Raw genomic sequence first — 24,514 nt, forward strand, 5'->3', positions numbered from 1 at the left:
ATCAGCCATGGAGGACAGCCGGACATGCGGGACCCCGAACTCTCCGTGGTCGTGCCGATGTACGACGAGGAAGACGTGCTGCCGATCTTCTTCGAGCGGATGCGGCCGCTGCTGGACGGGCTCGGGATCAGCTACGAGGTGCTCGTGGTCGACGACGGCAGCCGGGACGCGACCGCGTCGATGCTGCTCGCGGCGGCCACCGGCTGGCCCGAGCTTCGTGTCGTCCGGCTGCTCCGCAACTCCGGGCACCAGGCCGCACAGTCGGCGGGATTCCGCCGCGCCCGCGGCCGGTTCCTGGTCACGATCGACGCCGACCTGCAGGACCCGCCCGAGATCATCGCGGACTTTCTCGCCACCGCCCGGGAGCAGCAGGTCGATGTCGTGTACGGCGTCCGCTCCGACCGCTCGAGTGATTCGTGGGCGAAGCGGACGACGGCCCGCCTCTACTACCGGCTGATCTGCCGGCTGGTCGGCAGGGAGATCCCGTTCGACGCGGCCGACTTCCGGTTGGTCTCACGCCGGGTGGTCGACGCGGTGAACGCGCTGCCGGAGGACGGCCGCGTGTTCCGGCTGGTGATCCCGTGGCTGGGCTTCCCGAGCGCGGAAGTGGAGTACGTACGCGCCGAGCGGGCGGCAGGCGTGACGAAGTACAACTGGTCGAAGATGTTCCGGCTGGCCTTCGACAGCGTGACGGCGTTCTCGGCGGCGCCGCTGCGGCTGGCGACCTGGTTCGGCTTGCTGGGCGGTCTGCTGTCGGGGTTGTTCGCGGTCGGTGCTCTGGTGATCAAGCTGTCCGGGGAGAGCGTGCCTGGCTGGACGTCGACGGTGCTCGCGGTCAGCGTGATCGGCGCGATCCAACTCCTCTGCCTGGGCTTGCTGGGTGAGTACGTGGCGCGGCTGTTCCAGTCGAGCCAGCGGCGCCCGCAGTTCCTGGTCGGCTACGACAGCCTCGAGGACACCGGGCATCAGGCCGTCAACGAGGTCGCCCGTCGATGACCCGCTGTCTGCCACGGCTGCTGCCCTGGTTGCTCCCGCTCCTTCTCACGATCGTCGCGCTGCTCTCCCTGGACGTGCCGCTCGGCCCGATCGCGAAGTACACCCTGTACTTCGCTCTGGCCGTCGCGCTGCCGGGAATCCTGATCCTGCGGGCGTTGTGGCGCAGTACGGGCAACTGGGCGGAGGATGTCGGGCTCGGCTCGGCCGTCGGCGCAACCAACCAACTGGTTGGATGGGCGATTTTCACCGCGCTCGGCTGGCAGGGTTGGCTGGCGGTTTGGCCGGCGCTCGTCCTTATCGCGTTCGGCGTGGTGCCGCGGCTGCGCACGTACTGGCGGATCGCTGAGCCCAAGCCGCTTCCACTGTTCTGGACGTGGGGCATGGCGATCGCCGCGGCGGTGCTGCTCGGCGGGACGGTTCTGGGGGTGATGAGCTACCACCCGGCGCCACCGGACGGTACGTCGTACTATCAGGATCTGCTCTACCACCTGTCAATGCTGACCGAACTGACCCGCTCGGTGCCGCCGGAGTTGCCGCAGGTGGCGGGGGAGTCGCTGGAGTACCACTGGTTCGCGAACGCCGACATGGCCGCTTCGGTGGACATCACCAAGCTCTCGCCGATCATCGTGCTCTACCGCCTGTGGTTGCTGCCGCAACTCGTGGTGGCGCTGCTGGTGACCGCCACTCTGGTTCGCACGGTCAGCCGCGCGTGGTGGACCGGCGTACTGGCGGCTGCCGCGCTGGCCGGGCCGCAGCTGTTCCTGTTCTTCGACACCTCGGTGAACCTGACACCGCCGCTGAGCCTGCTCAGCCCGTCCCAGACGTTCGGAATGATCGCCGGTACCGCGGCCGCCGTGTTCCTGATCCACGTCCTCTTCAAAGGTGCCGGTGGCAAGGGGTTGTGGCTGCTGGCTTTCGCGGTCGCGGTCGTCGGAGGTGGTTCCAAGCCGACGATCCTGCCGATCCTGGTCGGCGCGGTCGGGTTGTCGGCGCTATTCCTGCTGGTCCGGGATCGTCGCATGCCCTGGCGGTTCGTTGCCGCGGGCTCTCTGCTGGTGGCGGCCGCTGTCGCGACGATGGTCACAGTCGCGGGGAGTACCAGCGGTTCCGGGCTTCAGCTTCTGGCGGTCGTGAAGACGACCGGCGGCTATGCGGCGGCGACCGGCGATCTGACGCAGGCCGGTGAGGGCGGGTTGATCCTGCCCGCGCTGACGTCGGGACTGTTGCCGGTTGCCGGCGTCGTGGTTGTCTCGTTGCTCTTGCTGATCGGGCAACTGCTGGCTGTCGTGGGCTACGGCTTGCTCGTTGGGCGGGAACTGCGGCGCGATCCGCTGGGCTGGTTCCTGCTGGGTGGGCTGATCGCGGGCTGGGCCGGGTTCCTGGTGATCGACCACCCGTCCGTGAGCGAGGCGTACTTCGTCCACAGCATCGTCCCCTTCAGCCTGGCCGCAGCCGGTTGGCTCGCCGCATCCTGGACGCGCGCCTACGGCACGTCAGGGGCGACGCTTCGGCCGCCCCGGCGAGCGGTCCTGCTCAAGCTCGCCTCCGCGGCTGTACTTCTCGGCGGTCTCTACGCCTTCGTTCTGCTGACGACAGACGCGACACCGCGCGGATCACAACTGCAGCGGATCTTCCTGGTCGCTCGTCCGGTGATCGTCGTCATCGTGCTCACCGCTGTTCTTGCGCTCGTCTGGGTCCTGCTAACCAAGCGCAGACCAGCCTTGGCCGGTCTCGGCGGGGTGCTCGTCCTTTTGACGCTCCTGGTGATTCCCTCGGCTCGCACCCTCGAGCAGAGCCTGCAGCAAGACAAGCGGGCGCAGACCTTCACCTCCGCCACCTGGTGGGTCTACCCGGATGAGAAGGCCGCCGCGCTCTGGCTGGCGCAGAACTCCGCGCCCACCGACATCGTGGTGAGCAACACCTGGTGCCGCCCGGCGCCGAAACAAGGGCCGGGCTGCGACGCGCGGGGCTACCTCGTCAGCGGGATCGCCGGCCGTCGCACGTTCCTCGAGGGCTGGGGCTACACCTCGCAGGCGATGAAGAACCAAGGAGTCGGCGGGCTGCGCTACAACCAGCAGCCGTCGCCATGGCCGGACCGCGTCGACCTGACGAACCAGGCGCTCTACAAGCCGACCCCCGAAGTACTGCGCCGGCTGCGCGACGAGTACGGCGTCCGCTGGCTGTACGCCGATCTGTTCGGCGGCCCGGTGTCTCCGGCGCTGAACGACCTGGCCGTGTTGCGACACAGTTGGCAACGGGTCCGCATCTACGAACTCACCCGCTGATCCCGCGTAACATCGGGCTGGCGTAGAGCGTTACCTCTACGCTGGCCCGCTCGCCCCGAGGCCGACGCATGCGGAAACGTGAGCTCGGGAGGGCGTGGGAATGACGGCGACACGGTCCGGCCGGCTCATCGCCGTCTGCCTCGCCATCGGCATCGTCAGCCCGCTCGGCATCGGCCCGCTCAGCATCGGACCTGTCGGCGTCGGGCCCTTCGGCCCGGTTGAGGCCGCCGCCTATCAGGTGCCCTCGGCCCCCTTCGAGCAGGCCGCCACCGCGACGGCGGTGATGCCCGGCTCCGGCCTCATCCAGACGGTCGCCGTGACTGGCCAGACCGAGTTGCTCGACGCAACCACCGCCGGGGTGCGGGGAACAACGGCGAAGACCTACTCGCCGGAGATCCCGCGCACGACCCCCGCCCAGGACCTCGTGGTCAACACCGGCACCTGCGCCGCGACCGGCACCTGTGGCAACCGCGGGACGGTGACGATCACCTTCTCCCAGCCGGTGCGCAACCCGATCCTGCACCTCGCCGGCATCGGCGGCGCCGCGACGCAGACCGTGAACGGCCGGATCAGCGCGCAGTCCGAACTGCACTCCGTGCTCAAGCTGACGACGGCCGGGCTGAGCCTGACGAAGGTGGGGCAGGGCAACAACCTCGCGGTCGGCAGCGACACGATCGCTCCCGCGAATCCGGACGCCGGGCCGAACTGCGTCAACACCGACACCGGCGACGGACCCGACGCGTCGGCCACCGCGGCCTGCGGTTCGGTCCAGGTCAACGGCGTCGCGAAGTCCATCGCCTTCGACCTGACCGCCGTCTTCACCAAGAACCCGACGCTCCCGGCGTTCAACACGGCATCCTCCGGCGACGCGTTCTCGATCGTCGCGTCCACCGGCGAGGACTTCGGCGACGCGCCCGCGTCGTACGGCGCTGCCTGGTCGGTGCTCAGTGATGTCCGGCTCGGCACGGAGGCGACCGAGGACAACGCGGCCGTTGCCAACGGCACCAGCACTCCGACCACGCCCGAGCGAGGTGACGACGGAGTCACCTTCAAACCGCTGACCACCAGGGCCAAGGAGTACGCGGCGTCCGTCGCCCCCACCGGTACGACGAAGCCCGGTCGCGTCTGCGGGTGGCTCGACCTCGACAAGAGCGGCACGTTCCAGCCGGGCGAGCGCTCGTGTGCGACCTTCGCCGCCGGCCAGACCACCGCCACCCTGAACTGGCCGAAACTCCCCAAGCTGATAGCCGGTACGACGTACCTGCGGGTGCGGGCCGGCTACACGGCGGCGCAGATCGAGAAGCCGATCGGCGCATCGGACAGCGGCGAGGTCGAGGACTACCAACTCGCGATCGCGCCGCCTCCTCCGCCCGTGGCGACCCCGGACACCGCCACCACGCCGTACGACACCGTGCTTACGGCCGAGGTGCTCGGCAACGACAAGCCAGGCGATCCCGACAGTCCCTTGCAGCCCGGCACGCTCTGCCTTGTCCAGGGCAACGAGTGTGTGCAGATGGTCAACGTCGTCGCCCAGGGCAAGTACGTGGCGAAGACCGACGGCAAGATCGACTTCGAGCCGGTGCCCGGATTCGTCGGCGTCGGCAAGCCCGTCACCTATCGGATCGCCGACAGCAACGGAACGACCGCGACGGCCACGCTGACCGTCACTGTCTCGCTCCCCGCCAGGCCGGTGGCCGCGCCCGACACGGCGACCACCCCGCAGAACGTCAGCCTCGCACTCGCCCCGCTCGCGAACGACAAGGCGGCGCCCGGCGTCACCCTCGTCCCCGCATCCGTCGTCCTGCGGGATCCGGCGGACGCGATCTTCACGAAGAAGGTCATCGTGCCGGGCGAGGGCAGTTACACGGTGAAACCGAGCGGTGCCGTCGACTTCGTTCCGTTGCCCCAGTTCACCGGGGCCGCGACGTCGATCGGGTACCGCGTCACCGACAGCACCGGCCAATTCGCCGAGTCGACCCTGGCCGTCTCGATCACGCCAGTGACTCCGACGGCGGCCGGTGACTCGGCCGGCACCCCGTTCGACACCAATGCGGTCGTCCCGGTGCTCGACAACGACCTGCCCGGGTCGCCCGACGCGCCGCTGGACCCGCTCAGCCTGAAGCTCGTCGACCCCGCCAGTTCGGCTTTGGTCGACAAGGTGACCGTGCCGCGTCAGGGCGGCTTCGCCGTTGCCGACGGCAAGGTGACCTTCGAACCGGTGTCGGGTTTCCAGGGCGTTACCACCCCGCTGACCTACCAAGTGCTCGACAAGAACGGCACTGCCGCACGAGCCCAACTCACCGTCTCCGTCGATGCGCCCGGCCCGCCCGTCGCCAACCCGGACACGGCTGTTGCGCTACAGGGTGGTTCGGCTTACATCGCGGTGCTGGACAACGACAAACCAGGTCCGACCGGTTCCCCGCTCGTACCGGGCAGCGTGCGTCTGCTCCCGGCGCAGGTCAAGGGTCAGCCGGTGACGACGCTTGTCGTCCCCGGTCAGGGCAAGTACACGGTGATGTCCGACGGCCGGGTGCTCTTCGAGTCGGTCCCGGCCTTCAGCGGCAAGGCGACCCCGGTCGGCTACCAAGTGGCCGACGGCAACGGCGCGATCGGGAAGTCGACCCTGACCGTCGAGGTCACCAAGGTCCAGCCGGACGCGACGGACGACACCGCCAGTACGGCGTACGACCGGAACGTCAGCGTGAACGTGCTCGTCAACGACAGCGCCGGCGATCCGGCCGTGCCGCTGGTGCCGAGCAGCCTGCGGCTGATCGACCCGCTGACGGACCAGCCGAAGACGACCATGGTGGTCGACGGCGAGGCGACCTTCAAGGCGCTCACGAACGGCACGGTCGAGGTGGACCCGCTGCCGACCTGGACCGGCGTCGCGACGCCGCTGACCTACACGGTCTCGGACGTGAACGGCACGATCGCGACGGCGACGCTGACGGTCACCGTCGCCAAGCCGCCGGCGCCGACCGCGAAGCCCGACACCGCCAGTGTGAAGCAGGACAACCCGGTCACGCTCGACCCGCTGGCCAACGACACGTCCGGTCACGGCACCGGCCTCGATCCGCTCAGCCTGGTCCTGATCGACCCCGCCGACGGTTCGCTCAAGAAGGTCGTCACGATCGCCGGGCAGGGCAGCTTGCACGCGAACCCCGACGGTACGGTCGGTTTCGACCCGCTGCCGGCCTTCACCGGTACTGCGACCCCGATCACCTACCGGGTCTCCGACTGGTTCGACCAGGCCACTCGATCGACCATCACCGTCACGGTGACGCCGATCGTCCCGACGGCCGAGGACGACATCGCCACCACGCCGTTCGGTACCACCGCGACGGTCAAGGTGCTCTCGAACGACAAGGCCGGCGACGTGAGCGCGCCGCTGGTCGTGGGCAGCCTGGTGCTGAAGGACCCGGCCGACGGGCTGTTCAAGACCGCGGCGACGATCAAGGGTGAAGGTGTCTACACGGCTCGGGCCGGGGTGATCGTCTTCGTGCCCGCGCCGTCGTTCAGCGGACCGGGGACGGTGCTGACCTATCAAGTCGCCGATGACAACGAGACGATCGCGACCGCCACGGTATGGGTGACCGTCGGGTTGCCGCCGGTCGCGCAGGCCGACAACGCCTCGACCCTGCAGAACGTCACCGTCACGGTGAACGTGCTGTCCAACGACAGCCCCGGCACCGGCGCGAAGCTCGATCCGGCCTCGGTGGTCATCGACGACCCGACCACCCGCGCGGCCGGCTTCGGTAAAACCGTGAGGGTGGCCGGACAGGGCATCTACACCGTCCAGCCGAGTGGGGCGATCCAGTTCGACCCGGTGCCCGCCTTCCGCGGGGCCGGCCGGCCGATCGCGTACCAGGTCACCGACTCCAACAAGAATGTCGCCGGGTCGACTCTCGGCGTCGCGGTCACCCCGGTCGAGCCGTTCACCGTCGACGATTCCGCGATCACGCCGTTCAACCAGCCGATCACGCTGAAGGTGCTGACCAACGACAAACCCGGCGATCCGAGCGCGCCGCTGGTCCCGGCCAGTCTGCTGCTGCAGGACCCGGCCGACCTCACGTCGTACAAGAAAACCGTCACGCAACCACGCGAAGGCACCTACACCGCGAACCCGGACGGCTCGGTGACCTTCACCCCGGTGAAGAACTACCAGGGCATGACCACGCCGGCGACGTACCGGGTGAGCGACGCCAACGGGACCTCCTCGGACGGACTGATCTTCCTCACTGTCGGCAAGGGCCCGCAGGCCAAACCGGACACCAGTACGACGAAGCAGAACCTCGACGTCAAGGTGGACCCGCTGGTGAACGACCAGCCGGGCACGGACGCCGAGATCGAGAAGACCTCGGTGCAGTTGTTCGGTGCGACCACGCGATCGTGGGGGAGGACCGTCACGATCGCCGGGCAGGGCACGTACAAGGTCGATCAGGTGACCGGGAAGATCACCTTCGACCCGGTGCCGACGTTCAGCGGGCCGAGTTCGATCGCCTACCAGGTGACCGACACGAGCCGGAATACGGCGACCTCGACGGTGACCGTGACGGTCGACCCGATCCTTCCGGACCCGGCGAACGACACGGCCTCGACCGCTTTCGACACACCAGTGACCGTGCCGGTGCTCACGAACGACAAGGCCGGGGATCCGAGTGCGCCGCTGGTGCCGGGCAGCGTCCGGCTGATCGACTTCGCCAGCGGGGATCCGGTGACGAGCCTGTTCGTTCCCGGGCAGGGCACGTACACAGTGCAGCCCGACGGCGGCATCCGGTTGCTGCCCTTCGGCGGTTTGACCGGTGAGGCCACGCCGGTGGCGTACCAGGTTCTCGACGCGAACGGGACTGCCGGAACCGCGACCTTGACGGTGACGGTCGGGACCAAGCCGATCGCACTACCTGACGTCGCGCAGACGAAGCAGCACCTGCCCGTGAGTTTCGATCCGCTGGTCAACGACAAGCCCGGCGCCGGCGCGAAGCTCGATCCGGCGACGCTGCTGCTGGTGGATGCTGCCGGCAAGTTGGTCGACAAGGTCGCCGTGCCCGGGCAAGGCGTCCATGTGGTTGCCGCGGGCAAGATCACCTTCACTCCGGTGGCCACCTTCACGGGCAGTTCGCGGCCGACGGCGTACGAGGTGAAGGACAGCAACCGGAACGCCGCGCGGTCGACCGTGAGCGTGACCGTGCTCCCGGTCCGGCCGGTGGCCGTGGACGACACGGCGACCACGGCGTACGGCGTACCGGTGAGCGTGCGGGTGCTCGGCAACGACAAGGCCGGCGATCCGTCGGCCGCGCTGGTTCCCGGGTCGGTCGTGCTGCGCGACCCGGCGGACGGCAAGGACAAGGCTTCGGTGACGATCCAGGGTGAGGGCACGTTCGTGGCCGGCCCGGACGGCACCGTCGGATACACCCCGGTGAAGGGTTTCACCGGTACCACCAGATCGCTCACCTACCGGGTGACCGATGCGAACGGGACGTCGGACACGGCTCGCCTGGAGATCACCGTCAGTGGTCCCAGCGGGGCGAAGGCCATCCCGGACAGCGGTACCGGCAGCCCCGGCAACCCGGTGGTCGTCAACCCCCTCCTGAACGACGCCGCGACGCAGGGCGCGGTCTGGGATCCGGGCACTGTGTGCCTGGTGACCGGACCGGCCACCTGTGGGAAGCGGGTGGTCGTACCGGACGTCGGAGTCTGGACGGTCGGTACCGACGGGTCGATCAGGCTCGTTCCGGAGCGGGGTTTCCTCGGGACGGCGAAACAGTCGTACCGGGTCGCTGACACGAACGGCGTGACAGTGACCTCCCAGGTGAGGATGACCGTCGGGGCCAAGCCGGCCACGCAGACCCAGGTGGACAAGGCCGCGCTGCCGGACACCGGCGGCCCCTCGGCCCTGCTCCTCACCCTGGCGACGCTGCTGGTCGCGCTGGGTATCACGCTGCTGGGACTGGCCCGCCGGGGCCGCCAATAGTGGGGAACCGTGGTGCCGGGTCCCGCTGAGGAGCGGGACCCGGCACTGGTGGCTACAGGTCCATCACCAGCATGATCTCGTCGCGGTAGTCGTCCGCCGCGACCCGTACCGCGCGCGGATGCGCCCCCACGATGCGGTAGCCGAGTGGCTGGTAGAACTGCTCCAGGCCGCCGCCGTCACGGATGGTGAGTTGTAGTTGCTCCAGGCCCAGGTCCACCGCGGACTGCCGGAGCCCGTTCATCAACAGCCGCCCCGCGCCGCCGCCCTGATACTTCGGATGCACCATCACGCGGAGCACGGTCCGCCAATGGGTGTTCAGCGCGCTGCCCTTGCCGACCAGCAGGCCCATCCCGACATACCGCTCGCCGTTGTGCAGCACGCCCAGCAGATCCTTGCCACCGGCAACCCGCTCGAGGGCCAGGTCCAACTCCTCGGCGACCAGGTGCACCGGCGCCGGCGCGGTGAACCCGACGCTCCCACCGGCATCGGTCGCGGCGATCCAGGTGTCCAGCAGATCCGCCCGCAACCCGGGATCGGCGACCCCGTCCGCCTCGATCACGACGTACTCCATCAATGCCTCCCAGATGCGACTGATTTGCACCTGGAAGTGTACGGAACGGCCGCACTACGCGGGCTTCCGCCCAATGGTCACCAGGTACTCCGCCGAGATCTCCAGCGTGCCGTCCGTCGCGGTGTTCCATTCCTCGTCGAAGGCCACGACGTCCGCCCTGAGCTCCGGCCACCGGTCGCCGAGCACCTGCCGGGCCATCACGAGGGGACCGAACTTCTCCTCGTAGAACCGCACTCGCGCCTCGGCCGACGGCGACTTGAAGAGGATGTGGTCGAGGTGGAAGTCGAGGTCCAGCCCGGGCAACAGCCGGGTGACCTCCTCCGGATCGCCCCAGAGCACCGGCGAGCGGGTTTCGGGCGAGGGCGGCAGGTGGCGGTCGATCACTCCGAACAGTTGCCCGCTGTACCCGGCCGGCGTCCAGGTGGCGAGCGCCACGATGCCGCCCGGTTTGCAGACCCGGACCAACTCGTCGGCGGCCCGCTGCTGGTCGGGCGCGAACATGTGCCCGAAGGTGGAGAACACCCGGTCGAAGCGGCCGTCGTCGAACGGCAGATCCTCGGCATCCGCCTCCACCCAGTCGATGCTGACGCCCGCGTCCGCCGCTCGTCGCCGGCCGGCCTCGAAGTGCGCCGGCGTCAGGTCCGACGCCGTCACCGTCGCGCCCCGCAGCGCCGCCTGGATCGCGACCGAACTGCCCGACCCGGTGGCGACGTCGAGCACCTCCATCCCCGCGCCGACCGGTACTTCGTCGAGCAGGCGCGGTCCGGCCGCCGCGATCAGCGCGGCGACCTCGTCCCACTCGCCAGCCGACCAGACTGCCTTGTTGATCCGCCGGATCTCGTCCATGGCTGCCACTCCTCAGCCGTCAATCTAGTGAGGAAGCTCGCTCAAGCGGGGCAGCAGCGTGAGCTTGTCCGGATTCCGGATCAGATACAGCTCGCTGATCACGCCGGACTCATCGATCTCCATGAACCCCGCGCTGTCGACCTCGTCGCCGTTGTAGGCGATGAACGCCTGTTCCCCGTTCAGTTCGGCCAGCCGGACCTCGAAGTTCTGGATGTCGGGATCGGTCGCCAGCACCCCGAACAACCAGCGAGCGACCTTCTCCGGACCATGCAGCGGGCGGAGCGCGGCCCTCTTCTTGCCGCCACCGTCGCTCACCAGGACGACATCGGGGGCAAGGAGTGAGACGACCTGCTCGAAGTCACCCGACCACGCGGCGGCCAGGAACCGGCTGGTGATCTCGGTGTGGCGCGCCTTGTCGACCTGGTGCCGCGGCTGGCGGGCATGGACGTGCTCCCGAGCCCGGTGCGCCAACTGCCGTACCGCGGACTCCGACCGCCCGAGCGTCTCGGCGATCTCCGCGAACGGCAGATCGAACACCTCGCGCAGTACGAACGTCGCCCGCTCGAGCGGCGACAACGTCTCGAGCACGACCAGCATCGCCATCGACACCGAGTCCGCGACTTCCGCGACCGCGGCCGGGTCGTCCTCGGCGGCGGTCGAGATCAGCGGCTCGGGCAGCCACGGACCGACGTACTGCTCGCGCTGGGACTTCTGCTGCCGGAGCCGGTTCAGCGCGAGCCTGGTGGTGATCCTGATCAGATACGCCCGGACGTCGCGCACCTCCTCGCGCTCCGCGGCGGACCACCGCAACCAGGTCTCCTGTACGACGTCCTCCGCGTCGACCACACTCCCGACCACCCGGTACGCCGCTCCGATCAGGACCGCCCGGTGCTCCGCGAACTCCGTGGCCAGTTCGTCCTCTCCCGTCACGCCGGCCTCACTTCGCAGTACTCCTTGAATCCCTGGCTGGTCAGTCCGAGGGCGGCGTTGGTCCGGGAGCGGAGGTTCTCCAGCGCGACCATCGACGTGAGTTCGACGATCTCGGCGTCGCTCAGGTCGCGCCTGAGCCGTTCGACCTGCTCGTCGGTCACCTCGGGCGGCGTCGCTGTCATCGCCTCGGCGTACTCCATCACCGCGCGCTCCAGATCCGTGTAGACGTCGCTGTCCCGCCAGCGTGGCACGGCGCGCAGCTTAGCCGGGGCGATGCCCTGGTGGTGGTACTCCCAATAGCCGAAATCCATGCACCAACTGCACCCGACCCTGGCGCTCGTCGCCATCACCGCGAGCGCCTTCAACGTCGGATCGGCGGTGTTCCAGCGCGCCGCCGACGCCTCCATCAACAGCGTCGTGGTCAGCACCCGCCGATTGTGCAACCCCACCTTCCCGGGATCCAGCACCTGGCCGTACTTCTTCCGGCTGAACCACTCAGCCGCCCGCACGAGCACCGTCCGCCGGTGCTCCAACTCGATCCGAGCCATCTCAACCTCCTCCGGTCGCCCTTCCGGACACGGCGGACCGGCTCGGATGTGACATCGTTGGATATTCTTCCGATCTCTGACATACTCATTCATATGAGCATCAAGGTCGCGGTCGCCGGCGCCAGTGGGTATGCCGGGGGAGAGTTGCTTCGGCTGCTGTCGGTCCACCCTGAGGTCGAGATCGGGGCGCTCACCGCCGGCGGCAGCGCCGGTACTGCGCTGGGCGGCCACCATCCACACCTTCTACCACTGGCCGGGCGCATCCTGCTCGAGACCTCGGCGGAGACGCTGGCCGGGCACGACGTGGTCTTTCTGGCCCTTCCCCATGGGCAGTCCGCCGAAATCGCCGAGCAACTCGGCGAGGACGTCACCGTGATCGACTGCGGCGCGGACTTCCGGCTGGTCGAGGCCGAGGCGTGGGTGGAGTTCTACGGTGGCAAGCACGCCGGCCACTGGCCGTACGGTCTGCCCGAACTGCCCGGTCAACGGGACAAGCTCCGCGGCGCGAACCGGGTCGCAGTACCGGGGTGTTATCCCACTGTGTCCACCCTTGCCCTGCTCCCCGCAGTACAGGGCGGTCTCGTTGATCCCGGCCAACTGGTGGTGGTCGCGGTGAGCGGGACGTCGGGAGCGGGCAAGGGTCCCAAGACGCACCTGATGGGTGCCGAGGTGATGGGCTCGGCGACCGCGTACGGCGTGGGCGGCGTGCACCGACACACTCCGGAGATCGAGCAGAACCTCGGCTTGGTCACCGACCAGCCCGTGTCCGTCTCCTTCACCCCGGTCCTGGCACCGATGGCGCGGGGAATCCTCGCGACCTGCAGCGCGCCGGTCACCGAAGGCACCACCGACGAGACTCTGCGCCAGGCCTATGAAGAGGCCTACGGCGACGAGCCCTTCATCCACCTGCTCCCCGAAGGACAGTGGCCGCAGACGCAGGCCACGCTCGGGGCGAACACAGTCCAGTTGCAAGTGACGCTGGACGAGCGGATCGGCCGCGCTGTGGTCGTCGCCGCGATGGACAACCTCACCAAGGGTACTACCGGCGCCGCCGTGCAGTGCATGAACCTGGCCGCCGGTCTCGACGAGACCCTGGCCCTTCCCCTCGTAGGAGTAGCGCCATGACATCCGGCGGGACCCTAGCTGTGACATCCCAGGACACCCAAGTCGATCGGAGCGCCGGAGTGACCGCGCCGGCCGGCTTCCGTGCGGCCGGGGTGATCGCCGGGATCAAGCCGGCCGGCAAGCCGGACCTCACCGTCGTCGTCAACGACGGCCCGTACGACCTCGCCGCGGGCGTCTTCACCACGAACAAGGTGAAGGCGGCTCCGGTGCTCTGGTCCCAGCAGGTGCTCACCGACGGCAAGCTGAAGGCCGTCGTGCTGAACTCGGGCGGCGCCAACGCCTGCACCGGCCCGGAGGGATTCCAGGACACCCACAAGACCGCCGAGGAACTGGCCGCGATCCTGGGCGTCGGCGCGATCGAGATCGGCGTCTGCTCCACCGGCCTGATCGGCGAGCGGCTGCCGATGGACAAGCTGCTGCCCGGTCTCCAGGCGGCAGTCGATGCCCTCGGCAACACTGCCGGCCACAGTCTGGCCGCGGCGACCGCGGTGATGACCACCGACAACGTGCCGAAGCAGGCGGTGCTGACGCACCCGGACGGCTGGAGCATCGGCGGCTTCGCCAAGGGCGCCGGCATGTGCGCCCCGAACATGGCGACCATGCTCAGCGTCATCACCACCGACGCGATCGTCGACCAGCCGCACCTCGACCACGTACTGCGGAACGCGGTCGGCAAGACCTTCAACCGGCTCGACGTGGACGGCGGTACGTCGACCAACGACACCGTGCTCCTGCTCAGCTCGGGTGCCTCCGGTGTCACGGTGGATCCGGACGAGTTCGAGGTGGCTCTCACCGCCCTGGCTGCTGACCTGGTGAAGCAGTTGCAGGCGGACGCCGAGGGCGTGACCAAGCACGTCAGCATCACCGTGCTGAACGCGGCCACCGAGGCCGAGGCGGTCGCCGCCGCCAAGGTCGTGGCCGAGGACAACCTCTGCAAGACCGCCTTCTTCGCCGCCGACCCGAACTGGGGCCGGATCGCGATGGCCGTCGGGAATGCCCCGACCGCCTTCGACCCGTCGCTGCTGGACATCACCTTGAACGGCGCCGCGATCTGCGTTGCGGGCGGCAAGGGCGTCGACCGGTCCGAGGCCGACCTGAGCGGCCTCGAGATCGACGTGGTGATCGACCTGCACGCCGGCAACGCGTCGGCAACCGTACTGACCACGGACCTGTCACACGCCTACGTCGAAGAGAACTCGGCGTACTCCTCATGACGGTACTTTCGGCCGGGCCTCCGGCGCCGGCGTGGTCATGGGGCTGGAACTCCCGGCCTTCCCTCGTCGCTCCAGTCGCTTCGCTCCCTCCACTCCTCAGTCCAGGCCGGGAGGCCCCATGACCGGGCTCCCTCCAGTCCTCAGTCCAGGCCGGGAGGCCCAATGACCGTCCTTGCGACTGCGCTCGAGAAGGCGGCGGTCCTCACCGAGGCGCTGCCGTGGTTGAAGGAGTTCCACGGTAAGACGATTGTGGTCAAGTACGGCGGCAACGCGATGGTGGACGACGAGCTCAAGCAGGCGTTCGCCTCCGACATCGTGTTTCTGCGCCACTGCGGCGTCCGGGTGGTCGTCGTGCACGGCGGCGGCCCGCAGATCAGCGACATGCTCGGCCGGCTCGGCATCGACAGCGAGTTCCGCGGCGGGCTGCGGGTCACCACGCCCGAGGCGATGGACGTGGTCGGCATGGTCCTGGTGGGCAAGGTCGGCCGCGAACTCGTCGGGCTGCTGAACGCGCACGGCCCGTTCGCCGTCGGCATGTCCGGCGAGGACGCGGGCCTGTTCACCGCGGAACGGCGGGGCGCGATGATCGACGGCGAGTCGGTCGACATCGGCCTGGTCGGCGACGTGGTGCACGTCCGTCCGGAGGCCGTCGTCGACCTGATCGATGCCGGCCGGATCCCGGTCGTCTCGACGATCGCCCCGGACGAGGACGGCCAGGCGCACAACGTGAACGCCGACACCGCCGCCTCCGCCCTGGCCGTCGCCCTCGGCGCCGAGAAACTCGTCGTCCTGACCGACGTCGCGGGCCTGTACCGCAACTGGCCCGAGAGCGACGAGATCGTCACCGAGATCGACGCCGCCGAACTGGCCGAACTGCTGCCCTCGCTGGCCTCGGGGATGGTCCCGAAGATGGAGGCCTGCCTGCGCGCGGTCCAGTCCGGGGTGTCCCGGGCGACCGTGATCGACGGGCGGGTGCCGCACTCGTTGCTGCTGGAGATCTTCACCGACGCCGGAAGTGGAACCCAGGTGATTCCGTCATGACCGAGCTAGTCACTGTCGAGGGCTCCCAGTCCGCCCTCACCGAGCGCTACACCGGCGCCTTGATGAACACCTTCGGCGCACCCAAGCGCGTACTGGTCCGCGGCGAAGGCGCCTACCTGTGGGACGCCGACGGCCGCAAGTACCTCGACCTGCTCGGCGGGCTCGCGGTGAACAGCCTCGGCCACGCGCACCCGTTCGTGGTGTCGGCCGTGACGAGCCAGCTCGCCACCCTCGGCCACGTGTCGAACTTCTTCGCCTCCGCGCCGCAGATCGCGCTGGCCGAGAAGCTGCTGTCGTTGTTCGACGCTCCGGGCAAGGTGTTCTTCACCAACTCCGGCACCGAGGCGAACGAGGCCGCCTTCAAGATCACCCGCAAGACCGGCCGAACCAAGATCGTCTCCACCGTCGGCGCCTTCCACGGCCGGACGATGGGCGCGCTCGCCATCACCTGGAAGCCCGCGTACCGCGAGCAGTTCGCCCCGCTGCCGGGCGACGTCACCTTCGTCCCGTACGGCGACGCGGCCGCGCTCGCCGCCGCGGTCGACGACGAGACGGCGGCGGTGGTACTCGAACCGATCCAGGGCGAGAACGGCGTCGTCGTCCCGCCGGACGGGTATCTCGCGGCCGCCCGGCAGATCACCTCCGCGCACGGCGCGTTGCTGTGGATCGACGAGATCCAGACCGGCGTCGGCCGGACCGGCGACTGGTTCGCCTTCCAGGCCGAGGGAATCACGCCCGACCTCGTCACCGTGGCGAAGGGGCTCGGCGCGGGGATCCCGATCGGTGCGTGCCTGGGCTTCGGGGCCGCGGCCGACCTGCTGCAGCCGGGGAACCACGGCACGACGTTCGGTGGCAACCCGGTCGCCGCGATCGCAGGGCTCGCCGTCCTCACGGTGATCGAGCGGGACGGCCTGCTCGCCAACGTCAATGCCGTCGGCAACCACCTGGTGTCGGCCATCGAGGCGCTGGACCACCCGCTGATCTCCGGCGTCCGGGGGCGTGGGCTGCTGCTCGCGATCCAGCTGACCCGGCCGGTGTCGGACCAGGTCGCCGCGCTGGCCCTGGAAGCCGGATTCGTGGTGAACAACCCGATTCCGGAGGCGATTCGGCTGGCGCCGCCGTACATTCTGAGCAAGGCTGACGCGGACAGCTTCGTCGCCGCGCTGCCCGGCCTGCTGGACCAGGTGGGGCTCGACCAGGAGGAGGGCGTATGACGGTATTGATGCCACGCCTCCGGGAGGCCCCATGACCAGGCACTTCCTGCGGGACGACGACCTCAGCCCGATCGAGCAGGACGAGGTCCTGACGCTGGCGGAGCAGATGGTCACCGACCGGTTCGGCCACCAGCCGCTGAAGGGCCCGCAGACCGTCGCGGTGATCTTCGACAAGACCTCCACCCGGACCCGGATCTCGTTCGCGGTCGGCATCGCCGAGCTCGGCGGAATACCGCTGATCATCGACGCGCAGACCTCGCAGATGGGCCGGGGCGAGCCGATCGCCGACACCGCGAAGGTGCTGGACCGGCAGGTCGGCGCGATCGTCTGGCGGACCTCGGGGCAGGTGCGGATCGAGGAGATGGCCGGCGCCTCGCGGGTGCCGGTGGTCAACGCGCTGACCGACGAGTTCCACCCGTGCCAGATCCTGGCCGACCTGCTCACCATTCGGCAGCACAAGGGCAAGACCGCCGGACTGAAGCTCGTCTACCTGGGCGACGGCGCGAACAACATGAGCCACTCGTACCTGCTCGGCGGCGCGACCGCGGGCATGCACGTCGTGGTCGGCTCCCCGGCGGAGTACCAGCCGGATGCGGCGATCCTGGCGAAGGCCGCCGAGATCGCTGAGTCCACCGGCGGTTCGGTGGCGTGGTCGGCGGACGCGTTGGAGGCCGTCGCGGGCGCGGATGTGGTTGCCACCGACACGTGGGTGTCGATGGGCCAGGAGTTCGAGGCGGCGACCCGCGAGGCTCCCTTCGTGCCCTATGCGGTGACCGAGCAGGTGATGGCGAAGGCGAACGACGACGCGATCGTGCTGCACTGCCTGCCCGCCTACCGGGGCAAGGAGATCGAGGCCGCCGTGATCGACGGCCCGCAGTCGGTCGTCTGGCACGAGGCGGAGAACCGGCTGCACGCGCAGAAGGCGCTGCTGGCCTGGCTGCTGGCGAGGAACTTCAGCTCATGAACGAGCGAAGCGAGTTCATCATCCAACACAGCGTGCTTTGTGCCTCATCCGCACCCGGAGCGAAGCGAGGACATGGATGAGTATTGCGGTACCGACGACCAAGACGGCGCGGCAGCAGCGGATCGTCGACCTGCTCGGGCGGCAGCCGGTGCGCTCGCAGACAGAGTTGGCCGATCTGCTGTCAGCTGCGGGGCTGGTCGTCGGCCAGGCCACCTTGTCCCGCGACCTGGTGGAGATCGGCGCGGTGAAGGTTCGCGACTCGGCCGGGCAGTTGGTGTACGCAGTACCGGGTGAGGGCGGTGACCGTACGCCGCGCGCCGGCGAGGCGGCCGCGTTCGAAGCCCGGCTCGGCCGGGTGGCGTCCGAGTTGCTCGTCTCCGCGGAGGGCAGCGCCAACCTGGTGATCCTGCGAACCCCGCCGGGTGCGGCCCAGTACTTCGCGTCGGCGATCGACCACGTGGGACTGGACGACGTACTCGGCACCATCGCCGGCGACGACACCGTGATGGTCGTGTCCCGTGACCCCGCCGGGGGAGAGGCGCTGGCGGCAAGATTTCTCAGCCTCGCCGCCCGCAGCGAGTCCAAGTAAGTCCCTTGAGAGGATGTTGGTGTGAGTTCTGGTGAGAGTGCTGCCCCTGCCGCGGCGCTGTGGGGCGGCCGGTTCGCGGGTGGTCCCGCGGACGCGCTAGCGGCGTTGAGCAAGTCGACCCACTTCGACTGGCGACTGGCTCCGTACGACATCGCCGGGTCGAAGGCGCACGCGAAGGTGCTGCACCGCGCGGGGCTGCTGACCGACGACGACCTCACCAAGATGCTGGCCGGGCTGGACGAGTTGCTGGCCGACGTGCTCGCGGGTTCCTTCCTCCCGGCTGACGACGATGAGGACGTGCACACCGCCCTCGAGCGCGGTCTGCTGGAGCGCCTCGGCGCCGAACTCGGTGGCCGGTTGCGGGCCGGCCGGTCGCGGAACGACCAGGTCGCCACCTTGTTCAAGAGCTTCCTGCGAGACCACGGCCGGATCATCGCCCGGCTCGTGCTGGACCAGGTGACCACCATCGCCGACCAGGCCGAGAAGCACCTCGGCGTCGCGATGCCCGGCCGGACCCATCTCCAGCACGCGCAGCCGGTGCTGTTGTCGCACCACCTGATGGCACACGCCTGGCCGTTGGTCCGCGATCTCGACCGGCTGGCCGAGTGGGATGCGCGCGTCGCCGCCGATTCGCCGTACGGGTCGGGGGCGCTGGCGGGTTCCTCGCTCGGGCTGGATCCGCAGTTCGTCGCGACCGAACTGGGCTTCACGAACTCCTCGGCGAACTCGATCGACGGGACCGCGGCGCGGGACTTCGTCGCCGAGTTCGCGTTCGTCACCGCGCAGATCGGTGTCGACCTGTCCCGGCAGGCCGAGGAGGTGATCATCTGGGCGACCAAGGAGTTCGGCTTCGTCCGGCTGGACGACGCGTTCTCGACCGGGTCGAGCATCATGCCGCAGAAGAAGAACCCGGACATCGCCGAACTGGCCCGCGGCAAGACCGGCCGGCTGATCGGCAACCTGACCGGGCTGCTGGCGACGCTGAAGGCGCAGCCGCTGGCGTACAACCGGGACCTGCAGGAGGACAAGGAGCCGGTCTTCGATTCGGTGGACACGCTCGAGGTGCTGCTGCCCGCGTTCACCGGGATGATCCGGACGCTGGTGTTCAACACCGAGCGGCTGGAGGAGTTGGCGCCGCAGGGGTTCTCGCTGGCGACCGACATCGCCGAGTGGCTGGTCCGGCAGAAGGTGCCGTTCCGGGTCGCGCACGAGCTGGCCGGCGCCTGTGTCCAGGAGTGCGAGAAGCGCGGGATCGAGCTGTGGGACCTGTCCGACGAGGACCTGGCCGCGATCTCGCCGTACCTGACGCCGGAGGTCCGTACGGTGCTGAGCGTCGAGGGTTCGGTTGCCTCCCGCAACGGCCGCGGCGGTACCGCGGGCGACCGGGTGGCCGAGCAGCTCGCCGAGCTCCGCACCCGTGCGGCCGAGCACGCCAAGCGGCTCGCCTAGATGCCGGTGAGCCGCGAGCTGCTGGCGGACCCGGTGCTCGACGTGGCACCGCAGTTGCTCGGCATGGTGCTCCGGCGGACCACACCAGAAGGCACGGTCGCCGTGCGCCTCACGGAAGTCGAGGCGTACGACGGGCCGAACGACCCCGGCTCACACGCCTTCCGGGGTCAGACTCCGCGCAACGCGGTGATGTTCGGGCCGCCCGGTCATCTCTACGTGTACTTCACCTACGGCATGCACTTCTGCATGAACATCAGCGCCGGCCCGGACGGACAACCGTCGGCGATCCTGCTGCGGGCCGGCGAGATCATCGAGGGCGTGGACCTCGCTCGCAAGCGCCGGGGGATGCCTGACTCGCCGGTGGCTAAGTTCAACGAAGCGGCAGGTGTCCTGCCCGGCAGGAAGCGCATTCAGATCCCGGCGAATCCCGACCGGGATCTGGCGCGGGGGCCGGCGCGCATGTGTGTTGCGCTGGGCATCGACCGGGAGGACGACGGGACCGATCTGCTGGCCCGCGACTCATCCATCCAGCTCCTGCCCGGTCCTGGCTTCGAGGGCGAACCGGCCACGGGCCCCCGGGTAGGGCTGCGCGAAGCCGCCGACTGGAACTGGCGGTTCTGGATCCCGGGCGACCCGACCGTCTCGCCGTACCGCCCGCACGTCCCCAAACGCCGCGGCTGACTCTGCCGCCGGCCTCAGCACTATGCCGACGACGTACTAGCGCTTCGCCAACTCGAGCACGTAGTCGAGTTGCGGGAGCCCGTGCTCGACCTCGGGGTCCGGGAACAACCCGATGTGCTGCACCCCGGCAGCCTCGAGCGCCTCGATGTGCGCGGCCGCATCGTCGAGAGTGCCGATCGGGCCGAGCTCGAGCCACCAGTCGTGCGGCATCGTGACGAGCCCGTCGACGCCCGATGCGGAGTACCGCTCGAGCAGGTCGGCATAGAACGGCAATGCCGGCAGCGCGGGGTTCTTCTGCTCGATCAACCCGGCCAGCCACGGCGCGGTCCACTCGTACGCCGTCTTGCGATCGCCGCGCACGCAGAACGCGCTGAACGCCGCAACAACGAACCCATCCGGCGAACCAGCCTGCTCGACCGCAGCCCGTACGTACGACGGGCTCGCGGGCTCCGCGAGCACGACCCCACCTCCGACTCGCCCGGCCAGTGCCATCGACTTCGGCCCGCGCACGCCGAGCAGAATCGGTGGCACGTCCGCAGGCGGGGCATCGAGCTTCACGTCGTCGAGGAAGACCGTCTTGCCGTCCATCGACACGCTCTCGCCGGCCAGCAGCCGGGTGACCGCGACCGTGACCTCCTCCAGCGCGGTCAACGGCGACTTCGGCCGGACGCCCATCTGCCCCATCCACTCCTGCACGCCGTGCCCGATGCCCGGCAGGAAGCGCCCGGGCGCGAGCGCACACAGCGTGGCGAACTCCATCGCCGTGACGGCGGCCGTCCGCGCCACGGCGGGCACGATGCCGAGGCCGACGGTGAGTCGCTCGGTCACGGTCAGCGCGGCGGCGGCGAGCGACGGGCCGGCGGTGTAGAAGCAGTCCTCGATCACCCACAGTTCGTCCGCGCCCCCTGCCTCCAGGCGGCGGGCGACGTCGGTCACCAGGGCGGCGGGAAACGTCCGGGGGAAGCACATTCCGAGAGCAGCGGAGGTCTGGGTCATATCGAGACAGTAAAGGTCGCCGGGGACAGTCCGGTGAGCGCGCGTACGGGACCTCAGGACGGGTAGGTTTCGTGGCATGGCCCGTCCGCACTACTCCTCCCGCCTGGAGGACTGGTTCAACTCCGGCGTGAAAGCGATCCTGAGCCGTCGCGGCTGGCGGGAGCGGATCATCCCGCACGTCGGTTACGGCACCCAGGAGTTCACCAGGGTGCTGGCCCGCGTCGTGCTCAGCCGCGACCCCCGCAACCAGCCCCGCCACGACGAGGACCAGGTGGTCCGCGGCTGGCGAGTCTTCGTGACGGCGCCGGCGACCGGAGTACAGGTGGCGGTCACGGTCGACGGTCAGAGCTTCGAGGGGACCACCGATCGGGGCGGATTCATCGACCTCGTCGTACCGGTGGTGCTGCCGCCGGGGTGGCACGAGATCAGCCTGGGCGTGCACGGCGAGCGGCAGGCCCGCGGGAAGGTGTACGTGCCCGATCCGGACGCCGACTTCGGCCTGGTCAGCGACATCGACGACACGGTGATGCTGACGATGCTGCCGCGACCTCTGATCGCCGCCTGGAACACCTTCGTCCGGGACGAGCAGGCCCGGCGGGTGGTGCCCGGCATGGCCGAGATGTACGCCGAACTGCTGGCAGACCACCCGGGTGCGCCGATCTTCTACCTGTCCACTGGTGCCTGGAACACGGCACCGACGCTGACCCGCTTTCTGGACCGGCACGGCTATCCGGCCGGGCCGATGCTGCTCACCGACTGGGGGCCGACCAACACCGGCTGGTTCCGCAGTGGACGCGAGCACAAGCGCAGTGCGCTGCATCGGTTGGCGACGGAGTTCCCCAACGTCAAGTGGGTGCTGGTAGGCGACGACGGTCAGCACGACCCCCAGCTGTACGGCGACTTCGCCCAGACCCACCCGGATCACGTCCGGGCGATCGGTATCCGGCAGTTGACCCCAGCGGAGCAGGTGCTGTCCCACGGTCTGCCGGTGCCTAATCCGGATCCAGGCGCGCACGATCCGCATCGCCCGACCGCGGCCACCGTCCACGGCCCGGACGGCCATGCGCTGGTTGCTCAGCTCCGAGCCGTTCTCTCCCGGCCCGAGGCCACCTAGGAGCGCTCTGGGTCCTACTGGCAGGCTTGGCGCTGATCCGACGTACTACGAGGAGAGACCAAGTGACCGACAGCGGGACCGCAAGCCGCACCCAGGTGCTCGACGACCTGGACAGCCGTGGCCTGATCGCGCACTCCACCGATCCCGACGCACTCCGCGCCGCCATGGCAGCCGGACCGATCACCTCGTACGTCGGGTTCGACCCGACCGCGCCGAGTTTGCACATGGGCAACCTGCTCCAACTGCTCACCCTGCGGCGGCTGCAGTTGGCCGGTCACAACCCGATCGGGCTCGTGGGTGGAGCCACCGGGCTGATCGGCGATCCCAAGGAGTCGTCCGAGCGGGTGCTGAACCCCAAGGACGTCGTCCAGCAGTGGGTGGAGAAGGTCCGCAGCCAGGTGGAGCGGTTCGTCGACTTCGACCAGTCGCTGCCCAACCCGGCACGGATGGTGAACAACTACGACTGGACCAAGGACCTCAACACCCTCGACTTCCTCCGCGACATCGGCAAGCACTTCCCGGTGAACCGGATGCTGGGTCGTGAGGTGGTGAAGGCCCGCCTCGAGCAGGGGATCAGCTACACGGAGTTCAGCTACGTGCTGCTGCAGTCACTGGACTACCTGGAGCTGTACCGCCGGCACGGGTGCACGCTGCAGACCGGTGGAAGCGACCAGTGGGGGAACCTGACCGCCGGGGTGGAGCTGATCCGGCGTACCGAGTCGGGGAAGGCCCACGCGCTGGCGACGCCATTGGTGACCAAGGCGGACGGGACGAAGTTCGGCAAGACCGAGTCGGGGACCGTGTGGCTGGACCGGGAGCTGACTTCGCCGTACGCGTTCTACCAGTTCTGGTTCAACACCGATGATCGCGATGTGATGCAGCTGGTGCGGTTCTACACGTTCCGGACTGCTGAGGAGATCGCCGCGCTCGATGAGGCGACTGCCGAGCGTCCTCATGCTCGTGAGGCGCAGCGCGTTCTCGCGGAGGACGTCACCACCCTGGTCCACGGCAGGGAGGAGACCGAACAGGTTCAGTTGGCCGCGAAGGCGCTCTTCGGGCAGTCGGATCTACGCGCACTGAGTGCCGACACCCTCCGCGCGGCTCTCCGCGAGGCACCCCACGTGGAGCTCGCCGCCGGCGAACCGATGCCGCAGTACGCCGATCTCCTGGTGAAGTCCGGCCTGGTGGCCAGCAAGTCCGCGGCTCGTCGCACGGTCGCGGAGGGCGGGGGATACCTGAACAACGAGAAGGTGAGCGACCCGGAGTACGTGCCGGGCAGTGACGACTTGCTGCCTGGGGGTGCGCTGGTGCTCCGGCGCGGGAAGCGTTCGTTTGCAGGGGTTCTGGCCTCGCCGGCGGCGGGCTGACCTATCCCACATCGGTGTTGCCGGGGGCAAATTGCACCCGTGTGATCCTGGGCACCGGGAACCGATTTGACCCGCCGCCCGCAAGCCACGTAATGTTCTTCTTGTTGGAGCGAGTGCGGGACGCGAAAGCGGCCGGACGCTCCGAACCCCCCAAAGGCTACTGCAGCCGAAACGCGCCTCCGGGCTCGGGTCGGCAGCTCAGACGCGGGGTGGAGGGTCGGAAAAGTCGGGCTTGACCCGGTTGATCGGATCCGGTAGAGTAACGCAGGTTGCCCCGGAGTCCTGGCTGAGAGGCCAAGGACGCGGTGAGCGCCCGATTCTTGAGAACTCAACAGCGTGCCGAAAGTCAATGCCGAAATTTAGCATTAACCCCCATCACGGGTCTCGGTGTAAGTGGGTCTGCTGGCCTCTTCGAGGTTGGTAGGTCTGGTTCATCGTTGATTCGTGTTGGATTCCTTTGTAATTTTTCTGGATTCAAGTCAGTTTGATTTGTTTCTGATTGCAATGGATCGTTTTTCGTTTGTCTGTTATCCGCACTTCGGTGTGGTTGACATATAGATTTCAACGGAGAGTTTGATCCTGGCTCAGGACGAACGCTGGCGGCGTGCTTAAC

General features: G+C 68.8%; 18 protein-coding genes. 13 read left to right on the plus strand and 5 right to left on the minus strand.

The features are described 5' to 3' along the window. Nucleotides 1-24: 24 nt before the first annotated feature. From ABD255_RS22470 to ABD255_RS22480, 3 genes are all read left to right on the plus strand, one after another. Nucleotides 25-996, plus strand: coding sequence for a glycosyltransferase family 2 protein (locus ABD255_RS22470; protein WP_344217017.1), 972 nt, complete (start codon nt 25-27; stop codon nt 994-996). Beyond that, nucleotides 993-3,281, plus strand: a complete 2,289-nt coding sequence (locus ABD255_RS22475; protein ID WP_344217019.1) for a hypothetical protein — start codon at nt 993-995, stop codon at nt 3,279-3,281. Before ABD255_RS22470 ends, ABD255_RS22475 begins: the two co-directional genes overlap by 4 nt. A gap of 100 nt (nt 3,282-3,381) precedes the next feature. After that, nucleotides 3,382-9,252: an Ig-like domain-containing protein gene (locus ABD255_RS22480; protein ID WP_344217021.1), complete on the plus strand. Its 5,871-nt coding sequence runs from the start codon at nt 3,382-3,384 to the stop codon at nt 9,250-9,252. A 52-nt stretch (nt 9,253-9,304) separates the two neighbouring features. Here the strand turns inward: ABD255_RS22480 and ABD255_RS22485 are convergent, their stop codons facing one another. Genes ABD255_RS22485 through ABD255_RS22500 form a run of 4 tightly spaced genes read right to left on the minus strand, consistent with a single transcriptional unit; the run spans nt 9,305 to nt 12,147 of the window. After that, nucleotides 9,305-9,823 (minus strand): GNAT family N-acetyltransferase, encoded by a 519-nt coding sequence (locus tag ABD255_RS22485; RefSeq protein WP_344217023.1) that lies wholly within the window; start codon nt 9,821-9,823, stop codon nt 9,305-9,307. A 54-nt stretch (nt 9,824-9,877) separates the two neighbouring features. Next, a complete protein-coding gene (locus ABD255_RS22490) occupies nt 9,878-10,669 on the minus strand; it encodes a class I SAM-dependent methyltransferase (RefSeq protein WP_344217025.1) in 792 nt (263 codons plus the stop codon). Nucleotides 10,670-10,693: 24 nt separating this feature from the next. Continuing rightward, complete coding sequence (gene sigJ, locus ABD255_RS22495) at nt 10,694-11,599, minus strand: RNA polymerase sigma factor SigJ (protein WP_344217027.1); 906 nt, start codon at nt 11,597-11,599, stop codon at nt 10,694-10,696. Continuing rightward, a complete protein-coding gene (locus ABD255_RS22500) occupies nt 11,596-12,147 on the minus strand; it encodes a carboxymuconolactone decarboxylase family protein (RefSeq protein WP_344217029.1) in 552 nt (183 codons plus the stop codon). Before ABD255_RS22500 ends, sigJ begins: the two co-directional genes overlap by 4 nt. A gap of 93 nt (nt 12,148-12,240) precedes the next feature. On the opposite strand from ABD255_RS22500, the gene argC reads away from it, so the two are divergent. The 8 genes from argC to ABD255_RS22540 all read left to right on the plus strand — a co-directional run bounded on the left by argC (nt 12,241) and on the right by ABD255_RS22540 (nt 20,424). Then, nucleotides 12,241-13,272 (plus strand): N-acetyl-gamma-glutamyl-phosphate reductase, encoded by a 1,032-nt coding sequence (gene argC / locus ABD255_RS22505; RefSeq protein WP_344217031.1) that lies wholly within the window; start codon nt 12,241-12,243, stop codon nt 13,270-13,272. Next, nucleotides 13,269-14,486: a bifunctional glutamate N-acetyltransferase/amino-acid acetyltransferase ArgJ gene (gene argJ, locus ABD255_RS22510; protein ID WP_344217033.1), complete on the plus strand. Its 1,218-nt coding sequence runs from the start codon at nt 13,269-13,271 to the stop codon at nt 14,484-14,486. Before argC ends, argJ begins: the two co-directional genes overlap by 4 nt. 162 nt (nt 14,487-14,648) lie before the next feature. Continuing rightward, nucleotides 14,649-15,527 (plus strand): acetylglutamate kinase, encoded by an 879-nt coding sequence (gene argB / locus ABD255_RS22515; RefSeq protein WP_344217035.1) that lies wholly within the window; start codon nt 14,649-14,651, stop codon nt 15,525-15,527. Then, nucleotides 15,524-16,741: an acetylornithine transaminase gene (locus tag ABD255_RS22520; protein WP_344217037.1), complete on the plus strand. Its 1,218-nt coding sequence runs from the start codon at nt 15,524-15,526 to the stop codon at nt 16,739-16,741. The genes argB and ABD255_RS22520 overlap by 4 nt, the downstream gene beginning before the upstream one ends. 31 nt (nt 16,742-16,772) lie before the next feature. Further along, nucleotides 16,773-17,705, plus strand: coding sequence for an ornithine carbamoyltransferase (gene argF / locus ABD255_RS22525; protein ID WP_344217040.1), 933 nt, complete (start codon nt 16,773-16,775; stop codon nt 17,703-17,705). A 76-nt stretch (nt 17,706-17,781) separates the two neighbouring features. Then, a complete protein-coding gene (locus ABD255_RS22530) occupies nt 17,782-18,294 on the plus strand; it encodes an arginine repressor (protein WP_344217042.1) in 513 nt (170 codons plus the stop codon). Nucleotides 18,295-18,315: 21 nt separating this feature from the next. Beyond that, nucleotides 18,316-19,743, plus strand: a complete 1,428-nt coding sequence (gene argH, locus ABD255_RS22535; RefSeq protein WP_344217044.1) for an argininosuccinate lyase — start codon at nt 18,316-18,318, stop codon at nt 19,741-19,743. Beyond that, entirely contained in the window at nt 19,744-20,424 is a 681-nt protein-coding gene (locus ABD255_RS22540) for a DNA-3-methyladenine glycosylase (protein ID WP_344217046.1), read from the plus strand. A 36-nt stretch (nt 20,425-20,460) separates the two neighbouring features. On the opposite strand, the gene ABD255_RS22545 is transcribed toward ABD255_RS22540, so the two are convergent. Continuing rightward, nucleotides 20,461-21,420, minus strand: coding sequence for an LLM class flavin-dependent oxidoreductase (locus ABD255_RS22545; protein WP_344217048.1), 960 nt, complete (start codon nt 21,418-21,420; stop codon nt 20,461-20,463). Between the two features lie 76 nt (nt 21,421-21,496). Here ABD255_RS22545 and ABD255_RS22550 point away from each other — a divergent pair, with 76 nt between their 5' ends. Further along, nucleotides 21,497-22,534, plus strand: a complete 1,038-nt coding sequence (locus ABD255_RS22550; RefSeq protein WP_344217049.1) for an App1 family protein phosphatidate phosphatase — start codon at nt 21,497-21,499, stop codon at nt 22,532-22,534. Between the two features lie 62 nt (nt 22,535-22,596). Next, nucleotides 22,597-23,901: a tyrosine--tRNA ligase gene (tyrS, locus tag ABD255_RS22555; RefSeq protein ID WP_344217051.1), complete on the plus strand. Its 1,305-nt coding sequence runs from the start codon at nt 22,597-22,599 to the stop codon at nt 23,899-23,901. Nucleotides 23,902-24,514: the final 613 nt, after the last annotated feature.

The sequence above is a fragment of the Kribbella sancticallisti genome, assembly GCF_039530625.1.
GTDB classification, from domain to species: domain Bacteria; phylum Actinomycetota; class Actinomycetes; order Propionibacteriales; family Kribbellaceae; genus Kribbella; species Kribbella sancticallisti.

Bases quoted from the DNA above. Each gene is read 5' to 3' on its own strand.
- ABD255_RS22530 (WP_344217042.1), top strand. From the start codon at position 17,782: ATGAGTATTGCGGTACCGACGACCAAGACGGCGCGGCAGCAGCGGATC.
- ABD255_RS22545 (WP_344217048.1), bottom strand. From the start codon at position 21,420: ATGACCCAGACCTCCGCTGCTCTCGGAATGTGCTTCCCCCGGACGTTT.
- ABD255_RS22470 (WP_344217017.1), top strand. From the start codon at position 25: ATGCGGGACCCCGAACTCTCCGTGGTCGTGCCGATGTACGACGAGGAA.
- ABD255_RS22500 (WP_344217029.1), bottom strand. From the start codon at position 12,147: ATGGCTCGGATCGAGTTGGAGCACCGGCGGACGGTGCTCGTGCGGGCG.
- ABD255_RS22550 (WP_344217049.1), top strand. From the start codon at position 21,497: ATGGCCCGTCCGCACTACTCCTCCCGCCTGGAGGACTGGTTCAACTCC.
- ABD255_RS22490 (WP_344217025.1), bottom strand. From the start codon at position 10,669: ATGGACGAGATCCGGCGGATCAACAAGGCAGTCTGGTCGGCTGGCGAG.
- argJ (WP_344217033.1), top strand. From the start codon at position 13,269: ATGACATCCGGCGGGACCCTAGCTGTGACATCCCAGGACACCCAAGTC.
- ABD255_RS22480 (WP_344217021.1), top strand. From the start codon at position 3,382: ATGACGGCGACACGGTCCGGCCGGCTCATCGCCGTCTGCCTCGCCATC.
- ABD255_RS22485 (WP_344217023.1), bottom strand. From the start codon at position 9,823: ATGGAGTACGTCGTGATCGAGGCGGACGGGGTCGCCGATCCCGGGTTG.
- argB (WP_344217035.1), top strand. From the start codon at position 14,649: ATGACCGTCCTTGCGACTGCGCTCGAGAAGGCGGCGGTCCTCACCGAG.
- argF (WP_344217040.1), top strand. From the start codon at position 16,773: ATGACCAGGCACTTCCTGCGGGACGACGACCTCAGCCCGATCGAGCAG.
- argC (WP_344217031.1), top strand. From the start codon at position 12,241: ATGAGCATCAAGGTCGCGGTCGCCGGCGCCAGTGGGTATGCCGGGGGA.
- ABD255_RS22540 (WP_344217046.1), top strand. From the start codon at position 19,744: ATGCCGGTGAGCCGCGAGCTGCTGGCGGACCCGGTGCTCGACGTGGCA.
- ABD255_RS22475 (WP_344217019.1), top strand. From the start codon at position 993: ATGACCCGCTGTCTGCCACGGCTGCTGCCCTGGTTGCTCCCGCTCCTT.
- ABD255_RS22520 (WP_344217037.1), top strand. From the start codon at position 15,524: ATGACCGAGCTAGTCACTGTCGAGGGCTCCCAGTCCGCCCTCACCGAG.